At 63.9% G+C, this 25,630-nt stretch carries 25 protein-coding genes and 1 tRNA gene; 10 read left to right on the forward strand and 16 right to left on the reverse strand.

The genetic code is table 11. The features are described from left to right. The first annotated feature begins 200 nt into the window (after positions 1 to 200). The 10 genes from ACTNBK_RS04605 to obgE all read left to right on the forward strand — a co-directional run bounded on the left by ACTNBK_RS04605 (position 201) and on the right by obgE (position 7,794). The gene (locus ACTNBK_RS04605; protein ID WP_441144030.1) at positions 201 to 962 is read left to right on the forward strand and encodes a nucleoside phosphorylase; all 762 of its coding nucleotides are present in this window, start codon (positions 201 to 203) and stop codon (positions 960 to 962) included. Positions 963 to 982: 20 nt separating this feature from the next. Continuing rightward, on the forward strand, positions 983 to 1,561 hold the full coding sequence (locus ACTNBK_RS04610) for a hypothetical protein (RefSeq protein WP_441144032.1): 579 nt from the start codon (positions 983 to 985) through the stop codon (positions 1,559 to 1,561). Between the two features lie 166 nt (positions 1,562 to 1,727). Then, positions 1,728 to 2,255, forward strand: coding sequence for a DUF1836 domain-containing protein (locus ACTNBK_RS04615; RefSeq protein WP_441144034.1), 528 nt, complete (start codon positions 1,728 to 1,730; stop codon positions 2,253 to 2,255). 48 nt (positions 2,256 to 2,303) lie between these two features. Next, positions 2,304 to 3,170, forward strand: coding sequence for a DegV family protein (locus tag ACTNBK_RS04620; RefSeq protein ID WP_441144036.1), 867 nt, complete (start codon positions 2,304 to 2,306; stop codon positions 3,168 to 3,170). A gap of 22 nt (positions 3,171 to 3,192) precedes the next feature. Next, complete coding sequence (prmA, locus tag ACTNBK_RS04625) at positions 3,193 to 4,131, forward strand: 50S ribosomal protein L11 methyltransferase (RefSeq protein ID WP_441144038.1); 939 nt, start codon at positions 3,193 to 3,195, stop codon at positions 4,129 to 4,131. A 31-nt stretch (positions 4,132 to 4,162) separates the two neighbouring features. Further along, a complete protein-coding gene (locus ACTNBK_RS04630) occupies positions 4,163 to 5,260 on the forward strand; it encodes a metallophosphoesterase (protein ID WP_441144040.1) in 1,098 nt (365 codons plus the stop codon). Positions 5,261 to 5,473: 213 nt separating this feature from the next. Next, positions 5,474 to 5,785: a 50S ribosomal protein L21 gene (gene rplU, locus ACTNBK_RS04635; protein ID WP_204739601.1), complete on the forward strand. Its 312-nt coding sequence runs from the start codon at positions 5,474 to 5,476 to the stop codon at positions 5,783 to 5,785. Between the two features lie 20 nt (positions 5,786 to 5,805). Further along, positions 5,806 to 6,141 carry a ribosomal-processing cysteine protease Prp gene (locus ACTNBK_RS04640; protein WP_227603029.1) on the forward strand — a complete coding sequence of 112 codons (336 nt, stop codon included), beginning with the start codon at positions 5,806 to 5,808 and terminating at the stop codon, positions 6,139 to 6,141. A gap of 4 nt (positions 6,142 to 6,145) precedes the next feature. After that, positions 6,146 to 6,430 carry a 50S ribosomal protein L27 gene (gene rpmA / locus ACTNBK_RS04645; protein ID WP_101692346.1) on the forward strand — a complete coding sequence of 95 codons (285 nt, stop codon included), beginning with the start codon at positions 6,146 to 6,148 and terminating at the stop codon, positions 6,428 to 6,430. A gap of 86 nt (positions 6,431 to 6,516) precedes the next feature. Next, a complete protein-coding gene (gene obgE, locus ACTNBK_RS04650; RefSeq protein ID WP_441144043.1) occupies positions 6,517 to 7,794 on the forward strand; it encodes a GTPase ObgE in 1,278 nt (425 codons plus the stop codon). A gap of 60 nt (positions 7,795 to 7,854) precedes the next feature. Here the strand turns inward: obgE and ACTNBK_RS04655 are convergent, their stop codons facing one another. The 16 genes from ACTNBK_RS04655 to ACTNBK_RS04730 form a co-directional block, all read right to left on the reverse strand. Then, positions 7,855 to 8,514 carry a CoA transferase subunit B gene (locus ACTNBK_RS04655; protein ID WP_441144045.1) on the reverse strand — a complete coding sequence of 220 codons (660 nt, stop codon included), beginning with the start codon at positions 8,512 to 8,514 and terminating at the stop codon, positions 7,855 to 7,857. Further along, positions 8,514 to 9,257, reverse strand: coding sequence for a CoA transferase subunit A (locus ACTNBK_RS04660; protein WP_294515832.1), 744 nt, complete (start codon positions 9,255 to 9,257; stop codon positions 8,514 to 8,516). Before ACTNBK_RS04660 ends, ACTNBK_RS04655 begins: the two co-directional genes overlap by 1 nt. Before the next feature lie 49 nt (positions 9,258 to 9,306). Then, positions 9,307 to 10,101 carry an enoyl-CoA hydratase/isomerase family protein gene (locus tag ACTNBK_RS04665; protein ID WP_441144047.1) on the reverse strand — a complete coding sequence of 265 codons (795 nt, stop codon included), beginning with the start codon at positions 10,099 to 10,101 and terminating at the stop codon, positions 9,307 to 9,309. Between the two features lie 289 nt (positions 10,102 to 10,390). Further along, entirely contained in the window at positions 10,391 to 11,245 is an 855-nt protein-coding gene (locus ACTNBK_RS04670; RefSeq protein WP_441144048.1) for a DUF3298 domain-containing protein, read from the reverse strand. Then, positions 11,235 to 11,741 carry an RNA polymerase sigma factor gene (locus ACTNBK_RS04675; protein ID WP_441144049.1) on the reverse strand — a complete coding sequence of 169 codons (507 nt, stop codon included), beginning with the start codon at positions 11,739 to 11,741 and terminating at the stop codon, positions 11,235 to 11,237. The genes ACTNBK_RS04670 and ACTNBK_RS04675 overlap by 11 nt, the downstream gene beginning before the upstream one ends. Before the next feature lie 21 nt (positions 11,742 to 11,762). Then, on the reverse strand, positions 11,763 to 12,671 hold the full coding sequence (locus ACTNBK_RS04680; RefSeq protein WP_441144050.1) for a GDSL-type esterase/lipase family protein: 909 nt from the start codon (positions 12,669 to 12,671) through the stop codon (positions 11,763 to 11,765). Between the two features lie 268 nt (positions 12,672 to 12,939). Next, positions 12,940 to 13,015, reverse strand: a tRNA-Gly gene (locus ACTNBK_RS04685). Positions 13,016 to 13,067: 52 nt separating this feature from the next. Then, positions 13,068 to 14,192, reverse strand: a complete 1,125-nt coding sequence (locus tag ACTNBK_RS04690; protein ID WP_441144052.1) for a hypothetical protein — start codon at positions 14,190 to 14,192, stop codon at positions 13,068 to 13,070. Continuing rightward, positions 14,173 to 14,760, reverse strand: coding sequence for a lactate utilization protein (locus ACTNBK_RS04695; RefSeq protein ID WP_441144054.1), 588 nt, complete (start codon positions 14,758 to 14,760; stop codon positions 14,173 to 14,175). Before ACTNBK_RS04695 ends, ACTNBK_RS04690 begins: the two co-directional genes overlap by 20 nt. Positions 14,761 to 14,779: 19 nt before the next feature. Next, complete coding sequence (locus tag ACTNBK_RS04700; RefSeq protein WP_441144056.1) at positions 14,780 to 15,649, reverse strand: YitT family protein; 870 nt, start codon at positions 15,647 to 15,649, stop codon at positions 14,780 to 14,782. 31 nt (positions 15,650 to 15,680) lie between these two features. Further along, the gene (locus ACTNBK_RS04705; RefSeq protein WP_441144058.1) at positions 15,681 to 17,921 is read right to left on the reverse strand and encodes a DNA gyrase subunit A; all 2,241 of its coding nucleotides are present in this window, start codon (positions 17,919 to 17,921) and stop codon (positions 15,681 to 15,683) included. 37 nt (positions 17,922 to 17,958) lie between these two features. Beyond that, positions 17,959 to 19,974: a hypothetical protein gene (locus ACTNBK_RS04710; RefSeq protein ID WP_441144060.1), complete on the reverse strand. Its 2,016-nt coding sequence runs from the start codon at positions 19,972 to 19,974 to the stop codon at positions 17,959 to 17,961. A gap of 282 nt (positions 19,975 to 20,256) precedes the next feature. Continuing rightward, positions 20,257 to 22,242, reverse strand: coding sequence for a DNA gyrase/topoisomerase IV subunit B (locus ACTNBK_RS04715; RefSeq protein ID WP_441144062.1), 1,986 nt, complete (start codon positions 22,240 to 22,242; stop codon positions 20,257 to 20,259). Between the two features lie 142 nt (positions 22,243 to 22,384). Next, a complete protein-coding gene (locus ACTNBK_RS04720) occupies positions 22,385 to 24,304 on the reverse strand; it encodes a heavy metal translocating P-type ATPase (protein WP_441144064.1) in 1,920 nt (639 codons plus the stop codon). 43 nt (positions 24,305 to 24,347) lie between these two features. After that, positions 24,348 to 24,566 carry a cation transporter gene (locus tag ACTNBK_RS04725; RefSeq protein WP_294514156.1) on the reverse strand — a complete coding sequence of 73 codons (219 nt, stop codon included), beginning with the start codon at positions 24,564 to 24,566 and terminating at the stop codon, positions 24,348 to 24,350. 37 nt (positions 24,567 to 24,603) lie between these two features. Then, positions 24,604 to 24,966: an ArsR/SmtB family transcription factor gene (locus ACTNBK_RS04730; RefSeq protein ID WP_441144066.1), complete on the reverse strand. Its 363-nt coding sequence runs from the start codon at positions 24,964 to 24,966 to the stop codon at positions 24,604 to 24,606. Positions 24,967 to 25,630 lie beyond the last annotated feature (664 nt).

The following is a 25,630-nucleotide window of genomic DNA, read 5'->3' on the forward strand; positions in this document are numbered from 1 at the left end:
TTTTCGCCGCCTGCGTGGGTGGGTATCGGGGCGTGATGGCGCTGCCTGGTATTCCCTCTATTGTGGGATGGGGTTCCGTCTCTCTTACCTATTCACTCTTCACTTTTCCCTGTTACTTTTCTTTGTGGGGCGTGGCTTCCCAGACGCGCCCTGAGCACACGGGCGGTTTTCCAAAGAAATGTCCCAAAAAGGAGGTCCCCATGAGCATTCTGGACGCCTACGACCCCGCCCGGGAGGCGGTTCTGGAGCCCAGCCACGCCGCCGCGCCGGTGGAGGGCTTTCCCGAGACGGTGGTGGTCACCTTCCAGCCCTCCCTGACCCAGGCCGCCGCAAGCTGGCCGGGCACCCGGGTACTGGGCCACCTGCCCGTCTTTTTTCAAATCCCCATCTACGCCATCGACTACCAGAACAAGACCTTGGGCCTCTACCAGACCCTGCTGGGGGGCGCCGCCTCCGCCGGCATGATGGAGGAGGTCATCGCCCGGGGGGCCCGGCGCTTCATCCTCTTCGGCTCCTGCGGCTCCCTGGCCCGGGACCTGCCCGACGGCCACCTCATCGTCCCCACGGCGGCCCGCCGGGACGAGGGCGTCAGCTACCACTACCTCCCCCCGGAGGAGAACTATATCCCTCTGGACACCGCCCCCCGCACCGCCCGGGTCCTCACCCAGCTGGGGGTACCCTTTGTGGAGGGCCCCACCTGGACCACCGACGCCCTCTACCGGGAGACCCGGCGGAACGTGGCCCGGCGCAAGGCCGAGGGCTGCCTCTGCGTGGACATGGAGTGCGCCGCCTGCGCGGCGGTGTGCAAATTCCGAGGCGTGGAATTCTATCAGTTCCTCTACACCGAAGACAACCTTGGGGGCGACTTCTGGGACCCCGGCCTGCTGGGCAAGCTGCCCCAGGACGCCAAGGATGCCTACTTCCGGCTGGCCCTGGAACTGGCCCGCCGGGTCACCCCCTGAGTAAGAAAGGACGGATACACATGGATCTCGACCACTTCGCCGGTCTCCTCTCCGCCCAGCTCCGCCGCCCGGCGGTACCGGTGGACCAGCAGCTCGCCACCCTCAAGCGGCTGAGTTTCCGCTTCTCCCCTGAGCTGGAGACTCACTTCCAAGCCCATCCCGAGTCCTACGAGGACCCGGCCTATCTCTCCCTCCTCTGCCGCCTGGCCCAGGACGAGCCCGACCAGGCCCTGGTGACGGTCCCCGAGTCCCCCTCCCCCGACACCATGTACCGTGACCTGCTCAAGTCCCTCTCCGCCCTCACCGGCGGGGCGGCGGACCTCTCCGGCGGCAACCTGGCTCCCGCCGCCGACGGCAAGCGCGTCCTTACCTTCACTCTGAACGGGGAGGATTGCCAATATGAGGCCCAGGACCTGGGCGGTTGGCTGGACCTGGGCCTGCTCACCCACCTCAACGGCCTGCTGGCCCAGCGGGAGGAGAAAAAGCGCTTCCTCACCGTGGAGGACATCCGCCTGCCGGGGCAGCTGGTCTTCTTCCGCTCCCCCCAGTGGGCCGGCTTCTTCGCCGCCGCCACCAGCCTGGACGCCAAGGAGGCCTGACACGGCCCTATGCCCGGAGCCCGCTCACCGGAAGGGCTCCGGGCTTTTTTCAGCCCTCCCGGAAACTCCTCCCACCCCTTTACGTAGTGCTGAAATCGTGGTATAATTCATATCGATATGCTGAAATGTCATATTTAAAATTATGAAAGACAAGGAGTGACCCGCGGTGGAGGAACTGGAAGAACTGAAGCGCCGGCTGGAGGAGGAGCGCCCCATGGTGTGGGACAGCTTTCCCGACATCGGCCTCTACATGGACCAGGTCATCTCCTACGTCTCCCGCCAGCTCATCTCCTATGACGGCGGCGAGGCTCTGACTCCCGCCATGGTGAACAACTACATCAAGGACGGCCTGCTTCCCCGGGCCGAGGGCAAGAAGTACAGCAAGACCCACCTGGGCTACCTCACCGCCATCTGCGCCCTCAAGCAGGTCCTCTCCGTCCGGGACACCCGCACCCTGCTGGAGACGGGCAGCGCGGGCCGGGACCCGGAAAAGCTGTACGCCGCCTTCTACCAGGAGCTCTCCCTGGCCCTGGACTGCACCGCCGAGGTGCTGGACCCCGACCTGAGCCGGGAGGACCTGCCCCGGCTTGCCCTGCGGCTGGCCCTGCGCAGCTACGCCGACAAGCTGGCCTGCCAGCGCCTCCTCTCGCTCATTGCCCCCCAGGAGGAGAAGCCGGAACGCCGGAGAAAGTGATCTCAAATCGGAGTACATACCCCATTCTATACGGGAGGTAATTACCATATGAGCGACTATGTCATCGTCACCGACTCTTCCGCCGACCTGCCTGACAGCCTGGTCAAAGAGCTGGGGGTGGAGGTGCTGCCCCTGTCCTTCACGGTGCAGGGCAAGACCTACCACAACTACCCCGACGACCGGGAGATGGCCCCCAAGGTCTTTTACAAGATGCTCCGGGACGGCGAGATGGCCACCACCTCCGCCGTCAACGTAGCCGAGTACACCGCCATGCTGGAGCCCCTCCTCCAGGCTGGGAAGGACATACTGGTGCTGGCCTTCTCCTCTGGCCTGTCCACCACCTACCAGTCCTCAGTCATCGCGGTGAATGAGCTCGCCGAGCAGTACCCCGACCGGAAGATTTACACCGTGGACACCCTGTGCGCCTCCATGGGCCAGGGCCTGCTGGTGTGGCACGCCGTCCAGGAGCAGAAGCGTGGCCAGAGCATCGAGGCCGTTCGAGACTGGGTGGAGGAGAACAAGCTCCACCTGTGCCACTGGTTCACCGTGGACGATCTCCACTTCCTAAAGCGGGGCGGCCGCATCTCCGCCGCCACTGCCGTGGTGGGCACCATGCTCTCCATCAAGCCCGTCCTCCACGTGGACGACGAGGGCCACCTCATCAGCATGGGCAAGGCCCGGGGCCGGGGAGCCTCCCTCACCGCCCTGGTGGACCACATGGAGAAGACCGTCACCGACGTGGACACCGTCTTCATCAGCCACGGCGACTGTCTGGCCGATGCCGAGAAGGTGGCCGCCGACGTGAAGAAGCGCTTCGGCACCAAGGACGTGGTCATCAACAACGTGGGGCCCGTCATCGGCGCCCACTCCGGACCCGGCACGCTGGCCCTCTTCTTCCTGGGCACCAAGCGGTAATTTTTCCAAAGGAGCTGCATCTATGGATACCACATGGCTGGAGGTCACGGTGGAGACCACCGAACCTCAACTGGACGACCTGTGCGCCAAGCTGACCATGAACGGCGCCACCGGTCTGGCCATTGAAGATGAAAACGATTTCAAGACCTTTCTGGAGCAGAACAAGCAGTACTGGGACTACGTGGACGACGAACTGCTGGAGAAGATGAAGGGCGCCGCCCGGGTGAAGTTCTACGTCACCGACGACGCTGACGGCAAGGCCCAGCTGGCGAAGTGGATGGCGGGCATCGACCTGCCCTACTCCACCACCCCCCTGCGGGAGAACGACTGGGCCACCAGCTGGCAGAAGTATTATAAGCCCCTCTCCATCGGGGAGCGGCTCTACGTGGTGCCCGAGTGGGAGAAGGGGGAGCCGGTGCCCGACGGCCGGACCGCCCTCTACCTCAACCCCGGCCTCACCTTCGGCACCGGCAACCACGCCTCCACCCGGCTGTGCCTGGAGTGGACTGAGCAGTCCGTGAAGCCCGGCGCCAAGGTGCTGGACCTGGGCTGCGGCTCGGGCATTCTGTCCATCGCCTCCCTGCTGCTGGGGGCCACCTCCGCCATCGGTGTGGACATTGACCCCAAGGCGGTGGACGTGGCCTATGAAAACGCCGGTCTCAACGGCATCGGCCGGGACATGTACACCGTGCTGGCTGGGGACATCCTCTCCGACGCCTCCCTGAAGGCGGAGCTCTCGGCGCAGAAATACGACGTGGTGCTGGCCAACATCGTGGCCGATGTCATCATCCCCCTCTCCGCCCACGTGGAGGAGCTTCTGGCCCCCGGCGGCGTCTTCCTGTGCTCCGGCATCATCGACACCCGCTGCGACGAGGTCCGCGCCGCCCTGGAGAAGAACGGCCTCACTGTCTTTGGCCGGAAGGACCGGGACGGCTGGGTGGCCTACGCCGCCCGCTTCTGAGCCCAAATTCACGAAAAGGAGGTCCTGACCCATGAAGGCGGTGGTCCGCCCCATCCCCTATCCCGCCAACGGACGGCTGCTGGCGGTCAGCGACGTCCACGGCAACCTGCCTTGGCTGAAGGGCCTGCTGGACAAGGTGGGCTTTACCACCGACGACGCCCTGGTGCTGGTGGGCGATCTTATTGAAAAGGGTCCCGACAGCCTGGCCACCCTGCGCTATGTCATGGAGCTCTCCAAGACCCACACCGTCCACGCCCTGTGCGGCAACTGCGACAACCTGGCGGTGGACTTCGTGGACCAGAACGCCGGCCTGGGCCGGGACTTCTTCCGCTACTACCTCAATGTGTGGAAGGAGCGCTCCCTGGTGGTGCAGATGGCCATGGAGATCGGCGCGCCGGTGTCCTCCCCCGAGGACCTGCCCGCCCTCCGCGCCGCCCTCCGTGAAAAATTCATCCCCGAGCTGGACTTTCTCCGGAGCCTGCCCACCATCCTCACCGCCCCGGGCTACGTCTTTGTCCACGGCGGCGTACCCTCCTACGACCACATGGAGGAGCTGGACGCCTGGAAGTGCATGAAAAACGACGACTTCCTGTCCCAGGGCCATTCCTTCCCCTACTACTGCGTGGTGGGGCACTGGCCGGTGACCCTCTACCGCACCGACCACCCCTGCTGTGAGCCTCTCATCTGCCGGGACCGGAAGATCATCAGCATCGACGGCGGCTGCGTCCTTAAGGACGACGGCCAGCTCAACGCCCTCATCCTCCCCCCCGGCGGCGAGGACATCACCTGGTGCTCCTACGACGACCTCCCCCGCCGTCGGGCCCTGGACAGCCAGGATGAGAGCGCCCATCCCTTCACCATCTCCTGGACCGACCACGCCGTGGAGGTGCTGGAGGAGGGACCGGAGTTCTCCCTGTGCCGCCACCTGAGCACCGGGAAAGAGCTGTGGGTACTCACCAAGTACCTGCGGCACCGGGATGGCCAGACCTTCTGCCTGGACTCCACCGACTACCGCCTCTCCGTGACCCCCGGCGACCTCCTCTCCGTGGTGGAGGAGACCTCCCGGGGCGCCTTGGTGAAGAAGAACGGCTCCACCGGCTGGTACCTGGGACGGCTGGCGGAACCCTAACCGGCTTTTTCCCTGTTTTTACCCGGAAAAAAGGGAGAAATTAGGGCAGAAATCCATTGACAAGCCCCATGGGCACTGATATACTATTATAGCCGCTTTGACTGGGTACGAAAGTGGGAGACGTGAGCAAGGGTGCAGGCTGTCACGCTGCGCGCCCTCCGCGCTTCTTCCCGCCCCCGACAGCGAGCCCGTAATGAAGGAGTGAAAAATAGAATGCACGCGATCATTGAGACCGGCGGCAAGCAGTACAAGGTGGCCGAGGGTGATACCCTCTTCATCGAGAAGCTTCCCGTCGAGGCCGGCGACACCGTGACCTTCGACAAGGTCCTGGCTGTACTGGACGGCGACAAGGCCACCTTCGGCGCTCCCGTGGTGGACGGCGCCAAGGTCACCGCTTCCGTGGTGAAGAACGGCAAGGGCAAGAAGGTCATCGTCTTCAAGTACAAGCCCAAGAAGGGCTACCGCCGCAAGCAGGGCCACCGTCAGCCCTACACCAAGGTCACCATCGGCAAGATCGAGGCCTGAGCCTCCCTCTTACCTGACCTATGATCGAGGTTACTTTTTTTACGGAGGGCAGCCGCCTGACCGGCTTTGAAGTCAAGGGTCACAGCGGCCTGGCCTCCCAGGGGGAGGACATCCTCTGCGCCGCCGTCACCAGTGCCGTCCGGCTCACCGAGTGCGCCGTCAACGACATTCTCGGCCTGGAGGCTGCGGTGAAGGTGCGGGAAAAGGATGCCTCCATCACCCTCAAGCTCCCCGGCGGCCTGGGGCAGACCAACGAGAGCACCTGTCAGACCCTTCTGACAGCCATGATGGTCTACTTCACCGACCTCAGGGAGGAATATCCCGACAACATCATCGTTTACGACATGGAGGTGTAACACCATGCTGAAGATCGGTCTTCAGTTCTTCGCTCACAAGAAGGGCGTCGGCTCCACCCGGAACGGCCGTGATTCCGAGTCCAAGCGTCTGGGCGTGAAGCGGGGCGACGGTCAGTTCGTCCTGGCCGGCAACATCCTGGTGCGTCAGCGCGGCACCCACATCCACCCCGGTGTGAACGTGGGCAAGGGCAGCGACGACACCCTGTTCGCCCTCAAGGACGGCAAGGTCAAGTTCGAGCGTCTGGGTAAGGACCGCAAGCAGGTTTCCATCGTGGAGATCGCCCAGTAACTTGAGCATCATAACGCCTCGGACAGGGTATCCTCTGTTCGGGGCGTTTTTTCGCTATTCTTACTTTTACACAGGAGGTGCTGTCTATGCCAGCATTTGTGGATACCGCGAAAATCACGGTAAGGTCCGGCAAGGGAGGCAACGGCGCCGTGGCCTTCCACCGGGAGAAGTATGTGGCCGCCGGCGGCCCCGACGGCGGTGACGGCGGCCGGGGCGGCGACGTGATCCTCCAGGTGGACCCCCACATGTCCACCCTGATGGACTTCCGCTACAAGCGCAAGTACGTGGCCGGCAACGGCATGGACGGCACCGGCAAGCGCTGCTCGGGCAAGGACGGGGAGGACATGGTCATCAAGGTCCCCCTGGGCACCGTGGTCCGGGACGCTGAGAGCCGCCAGATCATCGCCGACATGTCCACCACCGAGCCCTTCGTCCTCTGCCGGGGCGGCAACGGCGGCTGGGGCAACAAGCACTTTGCCACCCCCACCCGCCAGGTGCCCAACTTCGCCAAGGCGGGGCTGCCCGGCCAGGAGCGTGAGGTCATTCTGGAGCTGAAGCTGCTGGCCGACGTGGGCCTGGTGGGCTTCCCCAACGTGGGCAAGTCCACCCTGCTCTCCGTGGTGTCTAAGGCCCGGCCCAAGATCGCCGACTACCACTTCACCACCCTCTTCCCCAACCTGGGCGTGGTCTATGTGGACGAGGGCGTCTCCTTCGTCATGGCCGACATTCCCGGCATCATCGAGGGGGCCAGCGAGGGCGCCGGCCTGGGCCACGACTTCCTCCGGCACATCGACCGCTGCCGCCTCCTTATCCACATCGTGGACGTGTCCGGCCGTGAGGGCCGGGACCCGGTGGAGGATTTTGAGGCCATCAACGCCGAGCTGGCCCAGTACAGCCCCCAGCTGGCCCAGCGGCCCATGCTGGTGGCGGGCAACAAGGCCGACATCGCCGAGGACCGGTCCGGGCTGGAGAAACTGAAGGCCCATGTGGAGGCCAAGGGGCTCACCTTCTTCGAGCTCTCCGCCGCCACCCACCAGGGGGTGGACGCCCTCATGCGCCACGCCGCCGGGCTGCTGTCCCAACTGCCCCCCATCACGGTGTACGAGCCCGACTACGTCCCCGCCCCCCCGCAGCTGGACACCAGCGGCGACGTCACCATCGAGAAGGTGGACGACGTGTGGATGGTGGACGGTCCCTGGCTCCAGCGGCTCATGGCCAACGTCAACTTCGGCGACATCGAGTCCCGGAACTGGTTCGACCGGGTCCTGCGGGAGTCCGGCCTCTTCCAGCGGATGGAGGAGATGGGCGTCCAGGACGGCGACACCGTCTGCCTCTACAATCTGGAATTTGAATACCAGAAATAACAAAACGGAGCGCCTTTTGGCGCTCCGTTTTTTGTTTTTGATGGCCGCCCGCCGAGGTAATCACTCCATGACGCCGATCTCGTCGGGCACCAGGAAGTCGGCCTCGGTACAGGCCTTGATGTCCTCCACAGTGTAGCCGGGGGCCAGCTCCCGGAGTACCAGCCCTTCCGGGGTCACCTCAAAGTAGCACCGCTCGGTGACAATATCGGTGACACACCGGGCGCCGGTCAGGGGCAGGGTGCACTGCTTGAGGATCTTGGACTCTCCGCTCTTCTCGCAGTGGTCGGTAGCCACCACGATCTTCTTCACGCCGGCGCACAGATCCATGGCGCCGCCCATGCCGGGCACCAGCTTGCCCGGGATGGTCCAGTTGGCGATGTTGCCCTGCTGGTCCACCTGGAGGGTGCCCAGCACCGCCGCGTCGATGTGGCCGCCCCGGATGTAGGCAAAGGAGGTGGCGTGGTCACAGACGCTGCCGCCGGGGATGACCGAGGCCGGCTGGCCGCCGGCGTCGATGAGGTCGGGGTCGGCGTCGTCCCAGGAGGGAGAGCTGCCGCAGCCCACGATTCCAATCTCGGCCTCCAGCCAGAGGTTGACCCCCTCCGGCAGGTAGTTGACGCACATCAGGGGCAGTCCGATGCCCAGATTGACAAAATCACCGTCTTTGAAAAACTTCGCGCAGCGAGACGCGATCAACGCCCGTCCGGTCAGAGCTCCCATTACTTGCTGCCTCCTTCCGCCGCTTCCCGGGCCTTGGCCTCTGCCTTGGCCTTCGCCCGCTGCCACATGGGACAGAAGGGCTTCTTCTCTCCCGTCCGCACATACACCATGTCCACAATGGGCGCGGGCACATCGATATCATCGGGGCCCAGCTCGCCCACCTCCACCAGCTCCTCCACCTCGGCGATGACCAGATCGGCCGCCAGGGCCATATAGCTGTTGGTGGCCCGGCTGATGAGCCGGAAATTCAGGTTGCCCGCACGGTCCGCCTTGGTGGCCTTGATGAGGGCCACGTCGGCATGGAGGGGCAGCTCCAGCAGGTACTCCTTGCCGTTGATGGTCAGCTTCTGCTTGCCCTTTTCCACATCGGTGCCGATGCCGGTGGGGGTGAGACAGCCGCCCAGACCGGCGCCGCCACAGCGGATGCGCTCGGCAAAGGTGCCCTGGGGCACGAACTCAATGTCCAGCTCCCCGGCGAACATCTGGTCCCGGGCCTCCGGGTTGAGGCCGATGTGGGTGGTGATGAGGCTTCTGACCCGGTGCTCGTGGATGAGCCGGCCGAGCCCCTGGTCCGGCATGCCGCCGGACACGGCGATGGCGTCGATGTCCTTGACGCCCTTCTTCAGCACCTCAGTGATGAGCTCCTCGGCGGAGAATTCTCCGTGCCAGTCTCCGAACATGATGACCTGGCCGTCATGGATACCGGCCACGGCCTCTTCGCGGGTCACGATCTTTGATTTCAAATCCCTTGCCACCTTTCCTTACGGGTGTTCGGCGTGATTCGCCTGTATATCATTTCCCCTGGAACTGGGCCTTGCGCTTCTCCATAAAGGCCTTGCAGCCCTCCTGGAAGTCCATGGAGGCGGCGCACTCCCGCTGGGTGGGCACCTCCGTCTCGGCCAGCCACTGCTTGTAGTCGCTGTAACTGGCGGCGTAGAGCTGCTTTTTGATATTTTTATACGAGACAAGGGGCCCCGCGGCCAGCTTTTTCGCAAAGGCCATAGTCACCTCGTCCAGCTCATCCACGGTGGTCACCTTGTAGGCCAGGCCCAGCGCCTTGGCCTCCTGGGCGTCCACGGGCCGCCCGGTGGCCGCCAGCTCCATGGTGCGGGCGGTCCCGATACTCTTGGCCAGCAGATAAGTGGCGCCGGTGTCGGGCACCAGGCCCAGATTCACAAAGGCCAGGATGAATTTCGCGTTATCGGCGCAGATCATGAAGTCGCCGGCCAGGGCCAGGCTCACACCGGCCCCCGCCGCCGCACCGCACACCGAGGTGATGACCATCTTGCTCATGCGCTTGATGCCGTCGGCCACGCCGCCCACCTTGCTGATGAGCCCGTCCATGTTGACCTCGCCGCCGGCCTGGATCAGCTGATAGAAGTAGCCGATGTCCCCGCCTGCGGAGAAGGCCTTCCTGCTGCCCTTGAGTACGACCACCCGCACCGCCGGGTCCTGCTCCGCCGCGTCCACCACATACTGGAGCTCGTCCGCCATCTGCTCATCAATGGCGTTGAGGTTCTTCAGGTAGTCCATGGTGATAACCGCGATGCCGTCTTCCACGGTGTAGATCAGCTTCTTCAGTTCCATTTTTACCCTGCTCCTTTCACAAGCTTACTCAGATCTGGGTTTCCGGTAACACCGGGCCTTACACTTAAAGGCTACCACTTTGTATTGTGAAAATCAATCATTTTTACCTGTATTATAAAAAATATATTTGTATAAAATAATGAATTTTGGCCTGGGGATTGCATCCATTCAAAATGAAACTAAGAATTTCTCATTTTTACCCTTTCCCTCATTTGCCGTCGAAAAAGCCGGACGGGCGGATATGGAAGAACCGTATCCGCCCGTCCGGCTTGGAGGCAGAAATATTGGATCAATCACCAGATTGGATGACGAACTCCTGATTGCCCATGGAACCAGGGCCCAGCTCGTACTTCTCAAAGACCACCACGGGGAGCCCATCTTCATTGAGGTAGAAGGGTTGGTCCTCCTCAATGCCCTGGAAGCCGCCCTGCTCGGCGGTCCAGTAGATGTTGTCCGGGTCCTGGGACCGCTCCTCGATCTGCTGGGCCACCTGGGTGTTGACGATCTCCATCCAGTTGGGTCCCAGCAGGTCCCGGAGGCTGAGCTCCTTGCCCGTCTCCAGGTCGATGTTGTAGGTGTAGAACTCGGTGTAGGCGCTGGCCCGGGTCTCGGTCTTCTCCACCACGAAGGAGAGGTACTGGTCGGTCTGACACTTGACCTCGTAGTCCACGTCGATGATGACCGGCATATAGTCCTTGGGGTCGCCGTCGGTGGCCACATAGGCCTCCTTGGCCTCCCGCGCCCGCTCCTCAGCCTCGGCGATGACGGACTGGATGCGGGCGGAGATCTCCTGATTGATCTTCTGCTCCAGCTCGGTGTGGCCGGTGTGCTCCAGGGCCGGGAGCCGTACATCGATGACCCGGTCGTCGTCGTTGACGGTGTACTCGGTGACAGTGACGATTCTGGCCAGGCTGCCCAGCACCGGCACCTCGTACACCGCCTGTGCAAAGCTGGGGCTGCCGTTGACCAGCAGCACGAAGCAGGCGCAGCTGGCCAGGGCGGTGGCCAGGCTCCGGCGCAGGGTCCGACGGTGCTTCCGCTGCCGGTCCCCCTCCCGGATGGCGGCGCGCACCATAAAGGAGAGTTCCTCCGGCGTCTCCTGAGCCCGATAGCGGGCCCTGGCCCGTTCCATTTCAGGGTGCATAGTCGATCTCCTCTCCAGTCATGTCCTTGAGCTTTCGGATGGCCTTGTAGAGCCGGGACTTCACCGTGTTCAGGTTGGCCCCGGTAGCCTGGGCGATCTCCTCCAGCTTCATGTCCTCAAAGTAACGCAGCTTGATGACGGTCTGTTCCGGGAAGGACAGCCGGTCGATGGCGTCATAGAGGTCCAGCCGCTCCCCCGGGTCCCGGGGCTCCTCCGCCCGGTCCACCATCACGTCCTCCAGGGACACCAGGTTGCGATTCCGCCGGAAGTGGTTCATGGCCTCGTTGATGAGGATGCGGTAGAACCAGGTCTTGAGATAGGCCGGCTCCCGGACGCTGTCCACCTTGCTGAGGGCCTTCACGATGGCCTCCTGGACCACATCCATGGCCGCATCCCGGTTTTTGACATAACTCATCGCCAGGCGGTAAAAATCCGTCTGTCCGTTGAGAATATGCTCCACCAGCAATTGGCGGTTGTCCGGGACGTTCTGTCTCAAGGGGATGGCAGCTTCCTTCCGTTATGAGGTCTCCGACGCCGCGGTATGGGTCCGGAGGTAGTCGGCCCAGCGCTGATAGCCGGCCTTGGTAAGGTGGACCCCGTCCACGCTCTCATCCGCCGGCAGGGCGTCGTTTTCGTCGGCCAGGGCGGCGTGGGCGTCCACCAGGTAGACCCCCTTCTCCCCGGCCAGCTGGGCGATGAGGTCGTTGTAGACGGCGATCTTCTCATTTTTCAGCCACTCATGGCTCTCCGACTTCTCCGCCGTCACCGGCAGCAGGGTCTGGAGATAGATCTGGGCGTCCGGCTGGGCCGCCCGGACCAGATCGATGAGCTGGGCATAGCAGTTGTAGAACCGCTGGTCGTTGTACCAGCCCAGCTCATTGATGCCCAGCAGGATGTAGACCTTGCCGTAGGATCGCTTCCCCAGGGCCTCCAGAGGGGTGTACTTCTGACCGTTCAGCCGGATCACCTTGTCGGTGCGGACGGACTGGACGGTGAGACCCTTGTAGGAGAGGTTGGCCGGCCCCCGGATGTCACTGTACAGCAGCAGGCCGTCGGTGAGGGAATCCCCCAAAAAGGCGGCATCCTCGAACCAGTCGTTTTCCACCCGCTCCCTCTCGGGCACAGGGGCGGTATAGTCATAGCCCTGGGCGGCGTCCGTTTCCGCCGGGACAGCGGCAGTCTCTGCCGTGGAAGGCGTCACGGGCACGGGAGCGGTCACTGTGGGGGCCACGGTCTCCACGGCGGTCTCCTGCCGCTCCACCTTCTGCCGGGGCAGGTCATCTGTATCGTGACGGGCGCTCACATGGGCGGAGAGCACCGACCAGCTTCCGGCCAGCAGCAGCGCCAGGAGCAGCACGGCGGCGGGCAGGCGCAGCGCTGGGGCGGTCCGCACCTTCCGTTGGCAGCGTTTCGGCTGATAGCCCATGCGTCTCCCCTCCTTTTCTGTCTTTCTGTATGTTAGACGGAGGGGCGGGCGGAAAGTTTTCACGGGGGAGAAAAAGTTTCAGGTCGGCATGAGGGCGCATTTGGGAAGCCGCGCCCTACAAAAGCGCCGCTTTTGCGGGGACCCCGCACCTCCGGATTGCAAAAAATGCGGCTACACCGCATTTTTGTGGTGGAGGCAGCGCGTTCTCGCCAAAGGACAGTGGTCTTGATATGAAAAAAACGGACTGCATAAGCAGTCCGTTTTTTGCTGGAGCAGGTGACGAGGCTCGAACTCGCTACCTCCACCTTGGCAAGGTGGCGCTCTACCAGATGAGCTACACCTGCAAGCGACAAATGATATTATAGCCACACCTGCCGCTTCTGTCAATAGTTTTTTTCAATTTTCCGCATTTTCTTCTGTGGGGATGGCCGCCTCGCCGCAGACGGGGTATTCCCCCTCCGGCCAGGTATAGCCCGCCTGGGCCATCTGGGCATCGGTGAGGAGGATGCCCTCCTCCCGGGAGGGGTCCACATGGAAGCTCCCCTCCCCCAGGGTGACGATGGTCCAGAAGTGATGTACTCCGCCCAGATCCCCCTCCACCACCTGACAGGGCAGCTCCGTGAGGTCGCACAGCTCCTTATAGGCCAGGGCCATGCCCTCGCTGTCGGCAGCTCCCTCCACCAGAGCGTGGTAGGCGGTAGCCCCCGCCGCCTCGTCGGCTCTGGCGCGCTCCCCCAGGGCGCTGAAGAGCACCGAGGCCAACACCCGGTCGGCAAGGCCGGTGCGGTAGGGCTCCACCAGGTCGGTGGCGGCGTCCTCCAGCTGCACCCGCTTGCCCTGGAGGGTCCTGGCGTCCTCGGGATAGGTGAGGAGGACCTCCACCACCCGCCGGCTCCCCTCATCGGGGTACAGGTTCACCTGGGCCTCCGGCATGCCCAGGGCGGCGGCGGGCAGATCGTAGTAGGCCTCCCGGATGAGGTCACGGATATAGTCGGCGTCCTGGGTCTCGTCGAAGTAGTTGATCTGAAAGACCGTCTCGGGGACGAAGCCGTCCAGGGCGTCCAGCAGCTCGGCCCGGATGGCGCCGCTGCCGGTGACGGTGGTGACGGCGGCGATCTGCTCCGCCGAGCGCCGGTAGTCGATGGTGATGGTTGCCTCGTAGTAGGAGACCATGCGGGCAAAGCTGTGCTGGATGCGGTCCACGGCGTAGGCCCCCAGGGGGTCGGAGTGGCTGATCTCGTCGCAGGCCCGGGTGAGCTGCTCCTCCACGTCTCCCTTCCAGTTCCGCAGGCGGATGACGCCCTCCTCCTGGCCGGCCTTCACCTGGGCCAGAATGGCGCTCTGGAGCTCGGAGTAGGTCTCCGCCCACACGGCGTTGGAGTCGTCCTCGGCCACGCTGAGCCGGACGTGGGGCTCCACCGACTGGTACTCCCGCTCCAGCATGGCCGAGCAGCCGCTGAGGAGCACCAGGGCCGTGAGTCCCAGGGCGGCGAAGCGCCCCTTAATAGCCCAGGTCCTCATCCACCAGCACCACTTCCATGTCCATGCTGGTGGGCTTCTCCCAGTACACCACCAGGGCCCGGCAGATGCGCTCGGGGCTCTTGCAGTCGTAACAGCGGTCGCCCTTGGCGGCGCAGGGGGTCTTGCGGTTCAGGCGCTGGGCGCTCTTGGGGGCGGCGATGTTCCGGGCCCGCCAGAGGGCGGCGTCGTAGTCAGGGGCCACCTTGTTCCGGCCCACGATGAAGTACACCTTCTCGTGGCCGAAGAGCCCCGAGGCCACCCGGTTGCCGGTGCCGTCGATGTTGATGAGCTCCCCGGTCTCGGCGGCGCCGTTCACCGAGGTGAGGTAGACCTGGGCCCCGGCGGCCTCCTGGAGGGTGCTCCCGCCCCAGTGCCAGAGGACGGTGTTGTGCTTGGCCAGCCGCTCCCCCAGCCCCATCTCCTGGACGGTGACGGAGCCGCCGATGCCGATGGTCTTGCCGTCCAGGGCGGCGTCTAAGTAATCGGCGGCCTGGGCCGCCGTGTCGAAGCGGGAGACGGCAAAGCCCTCCGCCTCCAGGCTCTTCTGCAACTTTTCGAGATCTGCCATAAGACACCCTTCTTTCACATCACAAGTCGTTTTGCTGATATTCCCGAAACCCCTCGCCCATGACGTCGTGGGCGTCGCAGACGATGAGGAAGGCGGCGGGGTCCACCTCCTTGACCATGCGCTTCATGGCCACGATCTGCCGCTGCTTGAAGGCGCACATGAGCACCTCCTTGTCCTCTCCCGACCAGGCGCCCCGGCCCTGGAGGATGGTGACCCCCCGGTCCAGGTCCCGGATGAGCTTCTGAGCGATGGCCTGGGGGTCCTGGCTGATGATATAGGCCACCTTGGCGGTGTCCAGGCCGTAGAGGACCACGTCCATCACCTTGGAGGAGAGGAAGAGGGCCACCAGGCCGTAGAGGGCGCTGTACACGTTGCCGAAGGCCAGGGCCACCGCCACGATGACCACCAGGTCGATGGCCATGAGGAGCTTGCCCATGGGCAGCCAGGCCAGCTTCAGCTTCAGCAGCCGGGCGATGAGGTCGGTGCCGCCGGTGGTGGCGCCCTGGAGGAAGACGATGCCCAGGGAGCCCCCCATGAGCACGCCGCCGTAGATGGTGGCCAGCATGGGGTCCATAGGCTGGAAGGTATAGAGGGCGTGGAGCACGTCGATGGCCAGGGAGGAGACGAACATGGCGTAGAGGGAGGAGAGGAGCAGGTGGCCCCCCAGCAGCCGCCACCCCAGCAGGAAGAGGGGGGCGTTGAGGATGATGACCACGGTGCCGATGGGGGCCCAGGGCAGGAAGGCGTTGATGATCTGGGCCACGCCGGTGATGCCGCCGAAGCCGATCTGGTTGGGCTCGTAGCACCAGTTGAAGCCCACGGCGTAGATCGCCGACGCCAGGGTGATCCACACATAGGCCAGCAGGGTCTTGCGCAGGGTCTTTTTCATAACTACCTCCAGAGGGAGTTGGGATCTTCCATCACAGCAGGCTCATCTGCTCCTCGCCCCGGTCCTCCTCCTTCAGGAGGGCGCCGGCCACCGGCAGGCTCCGGGCCCGGTAGCGGGCGGCGTTCTGGATGGGGGTCTGGTCCAGGGGGGCGGCTCCCTCCACCCTGTACTTGGGCTTGAGGGTCATGACGCCCACGCCCTGGGTGGTGCGGGTGGTCTTGGGGGCGAGCAGCGCGGTGTGGAAGATGAGGCAGCGGCCCTCGGTGGACCATACCGCCATCTCCAGGTCCTCCCGGAGGAGGAAGCCCCGGACCAGGGGGCTCTTATCAGAGTATGCCCCGGTGAGGCGCTTTCTCCTCGTCTGGGTCTGGTAGCCGGCAAGCTCCACCCGGGCCACCTTGCCGTTTTCAAAGAAGAAGAGGAGGTTGCCGGAGTAGTCCCCGGGCACGCAGGCCCAAAGGAAGCTCTCCCCCTCATCGAAGCCCAGCTTGGTGGGCAGATAGTCGCCCAGAACGCTGGCCTTGGCGTCCTCGAAGTCGCTCATGCGGGTCTTGTAGCACTGCTGGCGGTCGGTGAAGACCAGCAGCTCGTCCCGGTTGGTGCACTCCCACTGGAGGTAGGCCCCGTCCCCCTCCTTGTACTTCTGCTCCGAGCTCATGCGCAGGGACTGGGGGGTAATCTTCTTAAAATAGCCCTTCTTGGAGAGAAAGACGTTCACCGGGTAGTCGGGCACGTCCTCTCCCCCGTCGTCAGCCTCCTCGGGCCGGTCGTAGAGGAGCCCGGTCTTCCGGGGAAGGGCGTACTTCTTCTTTACGGCGGCAAGCTCCGCCACGATGGTCTTTTTGATGCGGCCGGGGCTGTCCACCAGGTCCTGGAGGTCGGCGATCTCCTTTTCCAGGTCCTCGGTCTCCCGGGTGCGCTTGAGGATATACTCCTTGTTGATGTTGCGCAGCTTGATGTCGGCCACGTACTCGGCCTGTACCTCGTCGATGCCGAAGCCGATCATCAGGTTGGGCACCACCTCGGCGTCCTCCTCGGTCTCCCGGATGATTTTGATGGCCTTGTCGATGTCCAGCAAAATCTTCTGGAGGCCCTGGAGGAGGTGGAGCTTCTCCCGGCGCTTGCCCAGGACGAAATAGGTCCGGCGGCGGATGGACTCCATGCGCCAGGCCGTCCACTCCTCCAGGATCTGCCGCACCCCCATGACCCGGGGCATGCCGGCGATGAGGATGTTGAAGTTGCAGGAGAAGGAGTCCCGCAGGGGGGTCATGCGGAAGAGGCGGGCCATGAGCTTGTCCGGGTCGGTGCCCCGCTTCAGGTCCATGGTGAGCTTGAGGCCGCTCAGGTCGGTCTCATCCCGCATATCGGAGATCTCCTTCACCTTGCCGCCCTTCACCAGCTCGGAGACCTTGTCCATGATGGCCTCCACAGTGGTGGAGTAGGGGATCTCGTAGATCTCGATGAGGTTTTCTTCCTTCACGTACCGCCACCTGGCCTGGACCTTGAAGGAGCCCCGGCCCGTCTCATAGATGGCGCTGAGCTCCTTCTCGTCGTAGAGGAGCTCGCCGCCGGTGGGGAAGTCGGGGGCCTTCAGGGTGGCCATCAGGTCGCAGTTGGGGTTTTTGAGGTAGGCGGCGGTGGTGTCGCACACCTCGGAGAGGTTGAAGCCGCAGATGTTGGAGGCCATGCCCACGGCGATGCCCATATTGGAGGACACCAGCACGTTGGGGAAGGTGGTGGGCAGGAGGGTAGGCTCTTCCATGGTGCCGTCGTAGTTGGGCACGAAATCCACCGCGTCCTGGTCGATGTTCCGGAAAAACTCGGCGCAGATGGGGTCCAGGCGCACCTCGGTGTAACGGGGGGCGGCCCAGGCCATGTCCCGGGAGTAGACCTTGCCGAAGTTGCCCTTGGAGTCCACCAGGGGGTGGAGGAGGGCGCCGTAGCCCCGGCTCAGGCGGACCATGGTGTCGTAGATGGCGGCATCGCCGTGGGGGTTCAATTTCATGGTGGCGCCCACCACGTTGGCGCTCTTGGTCCGGTTCCCGCCCAGCAGCTTCATCTGGTACATGGTGTAGAGGAGCTTGCGGTGGGAGGGCTTGAAGCCGTCGATCTCCGGGATGGCCCGGGAGACGATGACGCTCATGGCGTAGGGCATGTAGTTGAGCTCCAGGGTCTGGGTGATGGGCTGCTCCAGCACCTCGGCGTGAAGGCCCAGGACATTGGAGTCGTCCACCCGCTTGCCCCCCTCCTGGGGGGCCTTTTTCTTAGCCAATGGTGATCAGTCCTTTGTACATATGGTCAGATGCGGCTCACCAGCCGGTCAGGTCCTCCAGGGCCATAGCGGCGGCCCCATCGGGCACCCCGGTCTCCGGCTTTCCGCCGGTCTCCTCCAGGGCGAAAGCGCCGGTGAGGGTCAGCTTCATCTGGTTCTTGAGGTGGAATTCGGCCTCCACGGTGCCGCCGGTGAGGTCAAAGTCCCACTGGGCGGCAATGCGCATGGCGGGGGACCAGCTGCCATCGGGGGTGAGGAACAGCAGGCTGCCGGTGACGGTGCCGTCGTCGCCGAAGGCGCACTCCAGGGTAAAGTCCTCCAAGCCCAGGTAGTCGTAGGTATCCTCCCCGTAGCCCAGCAGGGCGGCCAGGTCGTCCATGCCCAGCCGCAGCACCCAGGCGTCCCCCTCCCGGATCAGGGCGTCGTCCCCCAGGAAGAGGGCCAGGGCATCGGCAAAGTCCATGGCGTCACGCCAGTAGAAAACAGGGCTTCCATAGGTGGTGCTCCGGGTAAGGGCCCAGGTCAGCGCCCCCACGGTGACGGAGGTCTCCCGGTCCATGAGGCCGGAGAGGAGGTCGGTCAGCTCCGCCGTGGTCTCCCCGTCCAGGGTGAACCACAGGTCCTTGGGATAGGGGGTTCCCAGCATGGAGAGAAGATCGGGCAGGCAGGAGGCGGTAAAGGCCATATCGCCGCTCTCCATATCCCAGCGCAGCTCATAGTCCCCGCTGAGGACGGCGGAGACCACCTGCCTCTCATCCTCGCCCACGTAGTCCAGCAGCCCCATCCGCTCCAGCAGGGTCATGAGGGCGGCCAGGTCGTATTTCCCGGTGGTCTGGAGGCTCTCCGGGCCGTAAAGGCTCTCCTGAGTCAGGGTCATAGGGTAGGTCTGGTCCCCATCGAGGGTATCGAATATGGTGAGGGTGACGGTCCAGTCCTCGGTCTCCGCCCAGCGCTCCCAGGCCGGGATGCTTTTGGCCAGCACGCCGTTGAGGGCGGTGAAGCCGCCGTCGATGGTCTCCGTGAGGGCGGCGGGATCGATGACCACAGCGGTGGCATAGTCCTGGTCCCACCAGATCTCACAGCCGGCGGCCTGGGCCGTCTCCCGCAGGGGGACGTAGTCGCCGGTGAGGGTCAGGCCCAGAGCCTCCCCCAGCTGGGCGGCGGGGACGTAGGTGACGCCGTCTTCGGCGTAGGGCTTGTCAACCTCAAAGGTCAGGTAGGTGCCGTTGACCATGATCCCCAGCTCCCCGGGGACACCGCCCAGGTTTTCCTTGCTCTCGTAGGTCCAGGGGTCGGACGGCGCGGCGTAGTAATACAGATACTCCCAGGTGAGGTAGGTCTCGAACTCGGCCCGGTCCAGGAGGCCATAGTCGGCCATGAACGCCTCCTGGCTGTCATAGTAGGGGTACTCCTGGGCAAAGTAGGCGCCCACGTCGAAGCCGTCCAGGGCGGTGGGGGTCTCCGCTAGCGCGGCGTCGATGTCGCTTCGGAGTTCCTCTATCCAGATGAGGTGGTTGGTGTAGTCCTCCTTCATGTACGCCTCAAAGGCCGCCCGGTCGGCCAGACCGTAGTCGGCCATAAAGGCCTCCTCCGGGTCCCTGTAATCGGGATAGGCCCTCCGGAGCCAGGCGTCGGGGTCAAATCCGTCCAGATAGCCGGGGTGGGCGGCGGCGTACTCGGCCTGGGCCGCCTGCTGCTCCTCCAGGTACATGGCCGTCCCGGCCTGCTCCTCCAACAGCATAGCCCGGATGTAAGCCTCCGATTCCCCCCAGGCCTCGGCCATCTCGGCCACGGAGCCATAGCCCCAGGAGGTGCCGGCCCACTGGTCCAGGTTGGCCTCCATGGCGGCGGCCTCCTCGGGGTGGGCCTCCAGCCTGTCGGCCACGTAGGCGCCCATGGGATAGCCGGAGTCCCGGATGACCACGGAATCCTCCATGGACAGGGCTTCGTCTATGGTGGGCAGGGTCACCTCCTCCGGGGCAGCGGCCAGGGCGGGTGCGGACAGGGACAGGGTCAGCGCCAAGGTCAGCAGAATGGAAATCAGCTTTTTCATGGGGACCTCCTTTTCCTTGTTCCGTTTTGGGTGGGGACCGGCGGAGCGGCAGTCATTTAGGAGATGTCGGCCAGCTCCAGGTATTTATAACCGTTTTCAGCGATATACCTCCCATCCGGCCAGGGCCGGATGGGCACCCGGACAGCATCTTCGGCGGGACAAATGAATGGTCCCGCCGCAAGGTTTTGCCCGCCGGGCAAAACGCTTGGACGCCGCTGACGCGGCGGCTCACATCCGTTCGCGGACCACATCGCCATGCCGCCAGGTACCATAAAAAATACGTCAGGAAATATCGGCCAATTCCAGATATTTATACCCGTTTTCCGCGATGTGGTCCTTGCGCCCCTGGAGGTTGTCTCCCAGCAGCAGGTCGAAGGCGGCGGCGGTGCGCTCCACGTCCTCGGGCATGACCTTGATGAGACGGCGGGTGGCCGGGCTCATGGTGGTGAGCCACATCATGTCGGGCTCGTTCTCGCCCAGGCCCTTGGAGCGCTGGATGGTGTACTTCTTCCCCTCCAGCTCCTTGAGGATGGCGGCCTTTTCGCTCTCACTGTAAGCAAACCAGGTCTTGTCCTTACAGCCGATCTCGTAGAGGGGGGACTCGGCGATATAGACGTACCCCCGCTGGATCAGGGTGGGGGTCAGGCGGTAGAGCATGGTGAGGATGAGGGTGCGGATCTGGTAGCCGTCCACGTCGGCATCGGTGCAGATGACGATCTTGTTCCACCTGAGGTTCATGAGGTCAAACTCCGCCATGTCCTTGGCGTGCTTGTCCTTGACCTCCACACCGCAGCCCAGCACCTTCAGGAGGTCGGTGATGATCTCGCTTTTGAAGATCTTGGCGTAGTCGGCCTTGAGGCAGTTCAGGATCTTGCCCCGCACCGGCATGATGCCCTGGAACTCGGCGTCCCGGCTGAGCTTGACGGCCCCCATGGCGGAGTCGCCCTCCACGATGTAGAGCTCCCGCCGCTCAGTGTCCTTGGTCCGGCAGTCCACGAACTTCTGCACCCGGTTGGAGATGTCCACGTTGCCGGAGAGCTTTTTCTTGATGTTCAGCCGGGCCTTTTCGGCGCTCTCCCGGGAGCGCTTGTTGATGAGGACCTGCTCGGCGATCTTCTGGGCATCGAAGGGGTTTTCGATGAAGTAGACCTCCAGCTGGCTCTTCAAAAACTCCGTCATGGCCTCCTGGACGAACTTGTTGTTGATGGCCTTCTTGGTCTGGTTCTCGTAGGAGGTCTGGGTGGAGAAGTTGTTGGAGACGAAGACCAGGCAGTCCTGGACGTCGTTCCAGGTGAGCTTGCTCTCGCTCTTCTGGTACTTGCCCTGGGCTTTCAGGTAGCCGTCGATGGCCGAGACGAAGGCGGAGCGCACCGCCTTCTCCGGGGAGCCGCCGTGCTCCAGCCAGGAGGAGTTGTGGTAGTGCTCGATGACCTGGACCCGGTTGGAGAAGCAGAAGGACACGGAGAGCTTCACCTTGTAGTCGGGCTTGTCCGCCCGGTCCCGGCCCTTCCGCTCGGTCTGCCAGAACACCGGCTGGGTGAGGCTGTCCTCTCCGGCCAGCTCCCGGACATAGTCCTCGATGCCGTGCTCGTACTTGAAGTCGGTGGTCTCGAACTTGTTCCCCACCTGGTTGCGGAACCGGAAGGTGACCCCGGCGTTGACCACCGCCTGGCGCTTCAGGACATCCAGAAAGTACTCCACCGGGATGTTGATGTCGGTAAAGACCTCCAGGTCGGGCTTCCAGCGGAACTTGGAGCCGGTCTTTTTGCCGGAATAGGGGGCCTTCTGAAGGCCTCCAATGTTCTCGCCCTTTTCAAAGTGGAGGGTGTACTCCTGGCCGTCCCGGTGGATGACGGCGTCGAAGAACTCGCTGGCGTACTGGGTGGCGCAGGTACCCAGGCCGTTGAGGCCCAGGGAGTACTCGTAGTTGTCCCCCTCCAGGTTGTTGTACTTGCCGCCGGCGTAGAGCTCGCAGAAGACCAGCTCCCAGTTGAACTTGCCCTCCTTCTCGTTCCAGTCCACCGGGCAGCCCCGGCCGAAGTCCTCCACCTCGATGGACTGGTCGGCGTACCGGGTCACCGTGATGAGGTCGCCGTGGCCCTCCCGGGCCTCGTCGATGGCGTTGGACAGGATCTCGAATACGGCGTGCTCGCAGCCCTCCAGCCCGTCGGAGCCAAAAATGACGCCGGGCCGCTTGCGGACCCGGTCGGCACCCTTCAGGGAGGAGATGGAGTCGTTGCCGTAGCTTTTCGCGCTGCTCTTTGGCATGGGTCTCCCTCACATTCAAACGATAATATCTCAGAATAAGTTTATCCCATTTCCACCCGTTCTGTCAAGGAAGGGGAAGGGTCGAAAAAGGCACAAAAAAAGACCGCCGGTCCCAAAAACGGCGGTCTTTTCCTGAAAATGGTCAGGGCTGTCCTGCGCCCTTCATGGCCCGCATGGCGTTGAGGATGGCGATGACGGACACCCCCACGTCGGCGAAGACGGCCTCCCACATGTTGGCCTCACCCAGGGCGCCCAGCACCAGCACCAGGGCCTTCACCCCCAGGGCGAAGACAATGTTCTGCCGGACGATGACCAGGGTCTTTTTGGCGATGCGGATGGCCACGGCGATTTTGGAGGGCTTGTCGTCCATGAGGACCACATCGGCGGCCTCGATGGCGGCGTCGGAGCCCAGGCCCCCCATGGCGATGCCGATATCGGCCCGTGAGAGGACGGGGGCGTCGTTGATGCCGTCCCCCACGAAGGCCAGGCAGCCCTTCCCCGTCTTCTGCTCCAGCAGGGCCTCCACCCGCTCCACCTTATCGGCGGGCAGGAGCTGGGTGTGGACCTCGTCCAGGCCCAACTGGGCGGCCACGGCCTCTCCCACGGCCTTGGCGTCGCCGGTGAGCATCACCGTCTTGGCCACACCCAGGGCCTTCAGGTCGGCCACCGCCTGGGCGGCATCCTCCTTCACCTCGTCGGAGATGACGATGTGGCCCAGGTACTCCCCCTCCGACGCCACGTGGACGGTGGTGCCCACCCGGTGGCAGGGGTGCCAGGATACGCCGATGTCGTCCATGAGCTTGTCGTTGCCCACGAAGAGCTCCTTGCCGTCCACCACGGCCCGGACACCCCGACCGGAGCGCTCCTCCACGTCGGCCACCCGGCCGGAGTCAATGTCCTTGCCGTAGGCCTCTCGGAGGGAGCGGGCGATGGGGTGCTCCGACCAGCTCTCGGCCAGGGCGGCCAACTCCAGCAGCCGGTCCTCTCCGCAGGTCTCGGGGTGGATGGCGGTGACATTGAAGACTCCCTTGGTGAGGGTGCCCGTCTTGTCGAAGACCACGATCTGGGTCCTGGCCAGCACCTCCAGGTAGGCGCCCCCCTTCACCAGCACGCCGGCCTTGGACGCGCCGCCGATGCCGCCGAAGAAGCTCAGGGGCACCGAGATCACCAGGGCGCAGGGGCAGGAGATGACCAGGAAGATGAGGGCCCGGTGGAGGCTCTCGCTCCAGGTCACGGCGCCGAAGAGGGGCGGAAGCACCGCCAGGGCCACGGCGGCAAAGACCACGGCGGGGGTATAGTACCGGGCGAACTTGGTGATGAAGTTCTCGGCCTTGGCCTTTTTGCTGCCGGCGTTCTCAACCAGGTCCAGGATCTTGGAGACGGTGGACTCCTCAAAGGCCCTGGTGACCCGGACCTTCAAGAGGCCGGTGAGGTTGACGCAGCCGGAGATGACGTCGTCCCCGCTCTCCACCTCCCGGGGGAGGGACTCGCCGGTGAGGGCGGCGGTGTCCAGGTCGGACCGGCCCTCCAGCACCACGCCGTCCAGCGGCACCCGCTCCCCGGCCTTGATGAGGATGGTCTCCCCCACCTCCACCTCGTCGGGGTCCACCTGCTCCACCGCGCCGTCCCGCTCCACGTTGGCGTAGTCAGGGCGGATCTCCATGAGTTCGGCAATGGACTGCCGGGACTTGCCCACGGCGTAGCTCTGGAAGAGCTCGCCCACCTGGTAGAAGAGCATGACAAAGACGGCCTCGGCATACTCCCCGATCCACAGGGCCCCCACGGTGGCAATGGCCATGAGGAAGTTCTCGTCAAAGACCTGGCCGTGGGCGATGTTCCGCACCGCACGCCACAGGACGTCCCAGCCGATGACCAGATAGGGAATGAGGAACCGGGCCCATAGGGCCAGGGCAAAGGCCGCCGTACCGTCGGTTGCCGTCCGGCCCACCGACACAAGGGGCAGGCCCGCCGGCAGCCACAGGGTGGGGCCGAACATGGCCCACACCAGCAGCACCGCCGCCGCGATGATCCGCCACAGGGTCTTTTTCTGTTTGTTGGTCATCACCATGCACCTCCAAAACCGCTGCCGGGGACCTCTTTTCCCCTCAGCGCAGGATCTTGCAGTCGGGCTCCACCCTTCTGCACACTTTGACTGCCTGGTCCAGAATCTCCTCAAACCGCTCGTCGTCGGCGTCCAGGGTCAGCTTCTGGGTGAGAAAGCTCACCGACGCATCGTTGACGCCGTCCAGCTTCTTAATGGCGTCCTCCATCTTGGCGGCGCAGTTGGCGCAGTCCAGATCCTCCAGCTTGAACTTTTTCTTCATGGTGGTGTCCTCCTAACCTATAATTTGATTATTTTGATTACTCTCCCACGTGTTCCATGCCCTGGCCCAGGATGGTGCGGACGTGGCCGTCGGCCAGGGAGTAAAAGACCTGCTTGCCCTCCCGGCGGTAGCGCACCAGCTTGGCCTGCTTCAGGGCCCGGAGCTGGTGGGAAATGGCCGACTGGCTCATGCCCAGCAGCTGGGCGATGTCGCACACGCACATCTCGGACGCGAAGAGCACATACAGGATCTTGATGCGGGTGGAGTCCCCGAAGAGCTTGAAGAGCTCCGCCAGGTCATAGAGGATCTCCTCGTCGGGCATCTCGGCGTCCACCTTCTCCACGATGTCCCGGTGGACCTGGACGGTCTCGCACTGCTCCAGTTCCTCTCTCTCCTCCATCTGCCTCACTCCTTTTCTGAAACATATGAGTTATTGTTCATATGTTATTATATGCACTCCCGCGGAAATGTCAACAGGGTGGGGAAAATTTTCTTGGCTGGGGCGATGGCCTGCGGCCTTGTGCTCTTTGTGGGGGGCGTCTTCCCGGACGCCTCCATTGGCTCCCTCTCTGAGGGAGCTGTCACCGAATGGCGACTGCGGGAGTCTTGCCGCCGGATGAGGGGGAGCCTTGCGGCGTGGTATTCCGTCTCGTTTCTTTGCCTTTCTGTGACGTGAAAGGACGGGAGAGACGTTCAAAACCCGTTTCTTTTTCCCTGCTGGAAAAAGAACGGTTTTTGGAATCCAAAGAAAAAGGGGCTCCCGTGTGGGTTAGGTGATTCCAAATAGGAATCCGGCGGCCCGTCTTTACGCCCCCGTTGAGCACCGGCCCCGTCTACGGTAGACTACCTTGGCGGAACAGGGGCAAGCTGTGGTCCTATCCGCAATTTTTTCGCCGCCTGCGTGGGTGGGTGTCGGGACGTGGTGGCGCTGACTGGGATTTCCGTTGCTGCGGCGTGGGTGGCGTTGGTCGCCACGTGGTGGGGATCGCAACGTGGACTGCTCACGTCCTCTCCCCTCTCTGCAAAACAAAAGCGGGGGGTGGCCGTGGGCGCGGCCGCGTGGG

Source organism: Intestinimonas sp. HCP28S3_D6 (assembly GCF_052065695.1).
Taxonomy (GTDB): Bacteria; Bacillota; Clostridia; order Oscillospirales; family Oscillospiraceae; genus Intestinimonas.

Coding starts and splice junctions, on each gene's coding strand:
- ACTNBK_RS04680 (WP_441144050.1), bottom strand. CDS start 12,671: ATGGGCTATCAGCCGAAACGCTGCCAACGGAAGGTGCGGACCGCCCCA.
- prmA (WP_441144038.1), top strand. CDS start 3,193: ATGGATACCACATGGCTGGAGGTCACGGTGGAGACCACCGAACCTCAA.
- rpmA (WP_101692346.1), top strand. CDS start 6,146: ATGCTGAAGATCGGTCTTCAGTTCTTCGCTCACAAGAAGGGCGTCGGC.
- ACTNBK_RS04715 (WP_441144062.1), bottom strand. CDS start 22,242: ATGCCAAAGAGCAGCGCGAAAAGCTACGGCAACGACTCCATCTCCTCC.
- ACTNBK_RS04620 (WP_441144036.1), top strand. CDS start 2,304: ATGAGCGACTATGTCATCGTCACCGACTCTTCCGCCGACCTGCCTGAC.
- ACTNBK_RS04730 (WP_441144066.1), bottom strand. CDS start 24,966: ATGGAGGAGAGAGAGGAACTGGAGCAGTGCGAGACCGTCCAGGTCCAC.
- ACTNBK_RS04655 (WP_441144045.1), bottom strand. CDS start 8,514: ATGGGAGCTCTGACCGGACGGGCGTTGATCGCGTCTCGCTGCGCGAAG.
- rplU (WP_204739601.1), top strand. CDS start 5,474: ATGCACGCGATCATTGAGACCGGCGGCAAGCAGTACAAGGTGGCCGAG.
- obgE (WP_441144043.1), top strand. CDS start 6,517: ATGCCAGCATTTGTGGATACCGCGAAAATCACGGTAAGGTCCGGCAAG.
- ACTNBK_RS04605 (WP_441144030.1), top strand. CDS start 201: ATGAGCATTCTGGACGCCTACGACCCCGCCCGGGAGGCGGTTCTGGAG.
- ACTNBK_RS04695 (WP_441144054.1), bottom strand. CDS start 14,760: ATGGCAGATCTCGAAAAGTTGCAGAAGAGCCTGGAGGCGGAGGGCTTT.
- ACTNBK_RS04690 (WP_441144052.1), bottom strand. CDS start 14,192: ATGAGGACCTGGGCTATTAAGGGGCGCTTCGCCGCCCTGGGACTCACG.
- ACTNBK_RS04640 (WP_227603029.1), top strand. CDS start 5,806: ATGATCGAGGTTACTTTTTTTACGGAGGGCAGCCGCCTGACCGGCTTT.
- ACTNBK_RS04670 (WP_441144048.1), bottom strand. CDS start 11,245: ATGCACCCTGAAATGGAACGGGCCAGGGCCCGCTATCGGGCTCAGGAG.
- ACTNBK_RS04700 (WP_441144056.1), bottom strand. CDS start 15,649: ATGAAAAAGACCCTGCGCAAGACCCTGCTGGCCTATGTGTGGATCACC.
- ACTNBK_RS04610 (WP_441144032.1), top strand. CDS start 983: ATGGATCTCGACCACTTCGCCGGTCTCCTCTCCGCCCAGCTCCGCCGC.
- ACTNBK_RS04725 (WP_294514156.1), bottom strand. CDS start 24,566: ATGAAGAAAAAGTTCAAGCTGGAGGATCTGGACTGCGCCAACTGCGCC.
- ACTNBK_RS04720 (WP_441144064.1), bottom strand. CDS start 24,304: ATGACCAACAAACAGAAAAAGACCCTGTGGCGGATCATCGCGGCGGCG.
- ACTNBK_RS04665 (WP_441144047.1), bottom strand. CDS start 10,101: ATGGAACTGAAGAAGCTGATCTACACCGTGGAAGACGGCATCGCGGTT.
- ACTNBK_RS04630 (WP_441144040.1), top strand. CDS start 4,163: ATGAAGGCGGTGGTCCGCCCCATCCCCTATCCCGCCAACGGACGGCTG.
- ACTNBK_RS04710 (WP_441144060.1), bottom strand. CDS start 19,974: ATGAAAAAGCTGATTTCCATTCTGCTGACCTTGGCGCTGACCCTGTCC.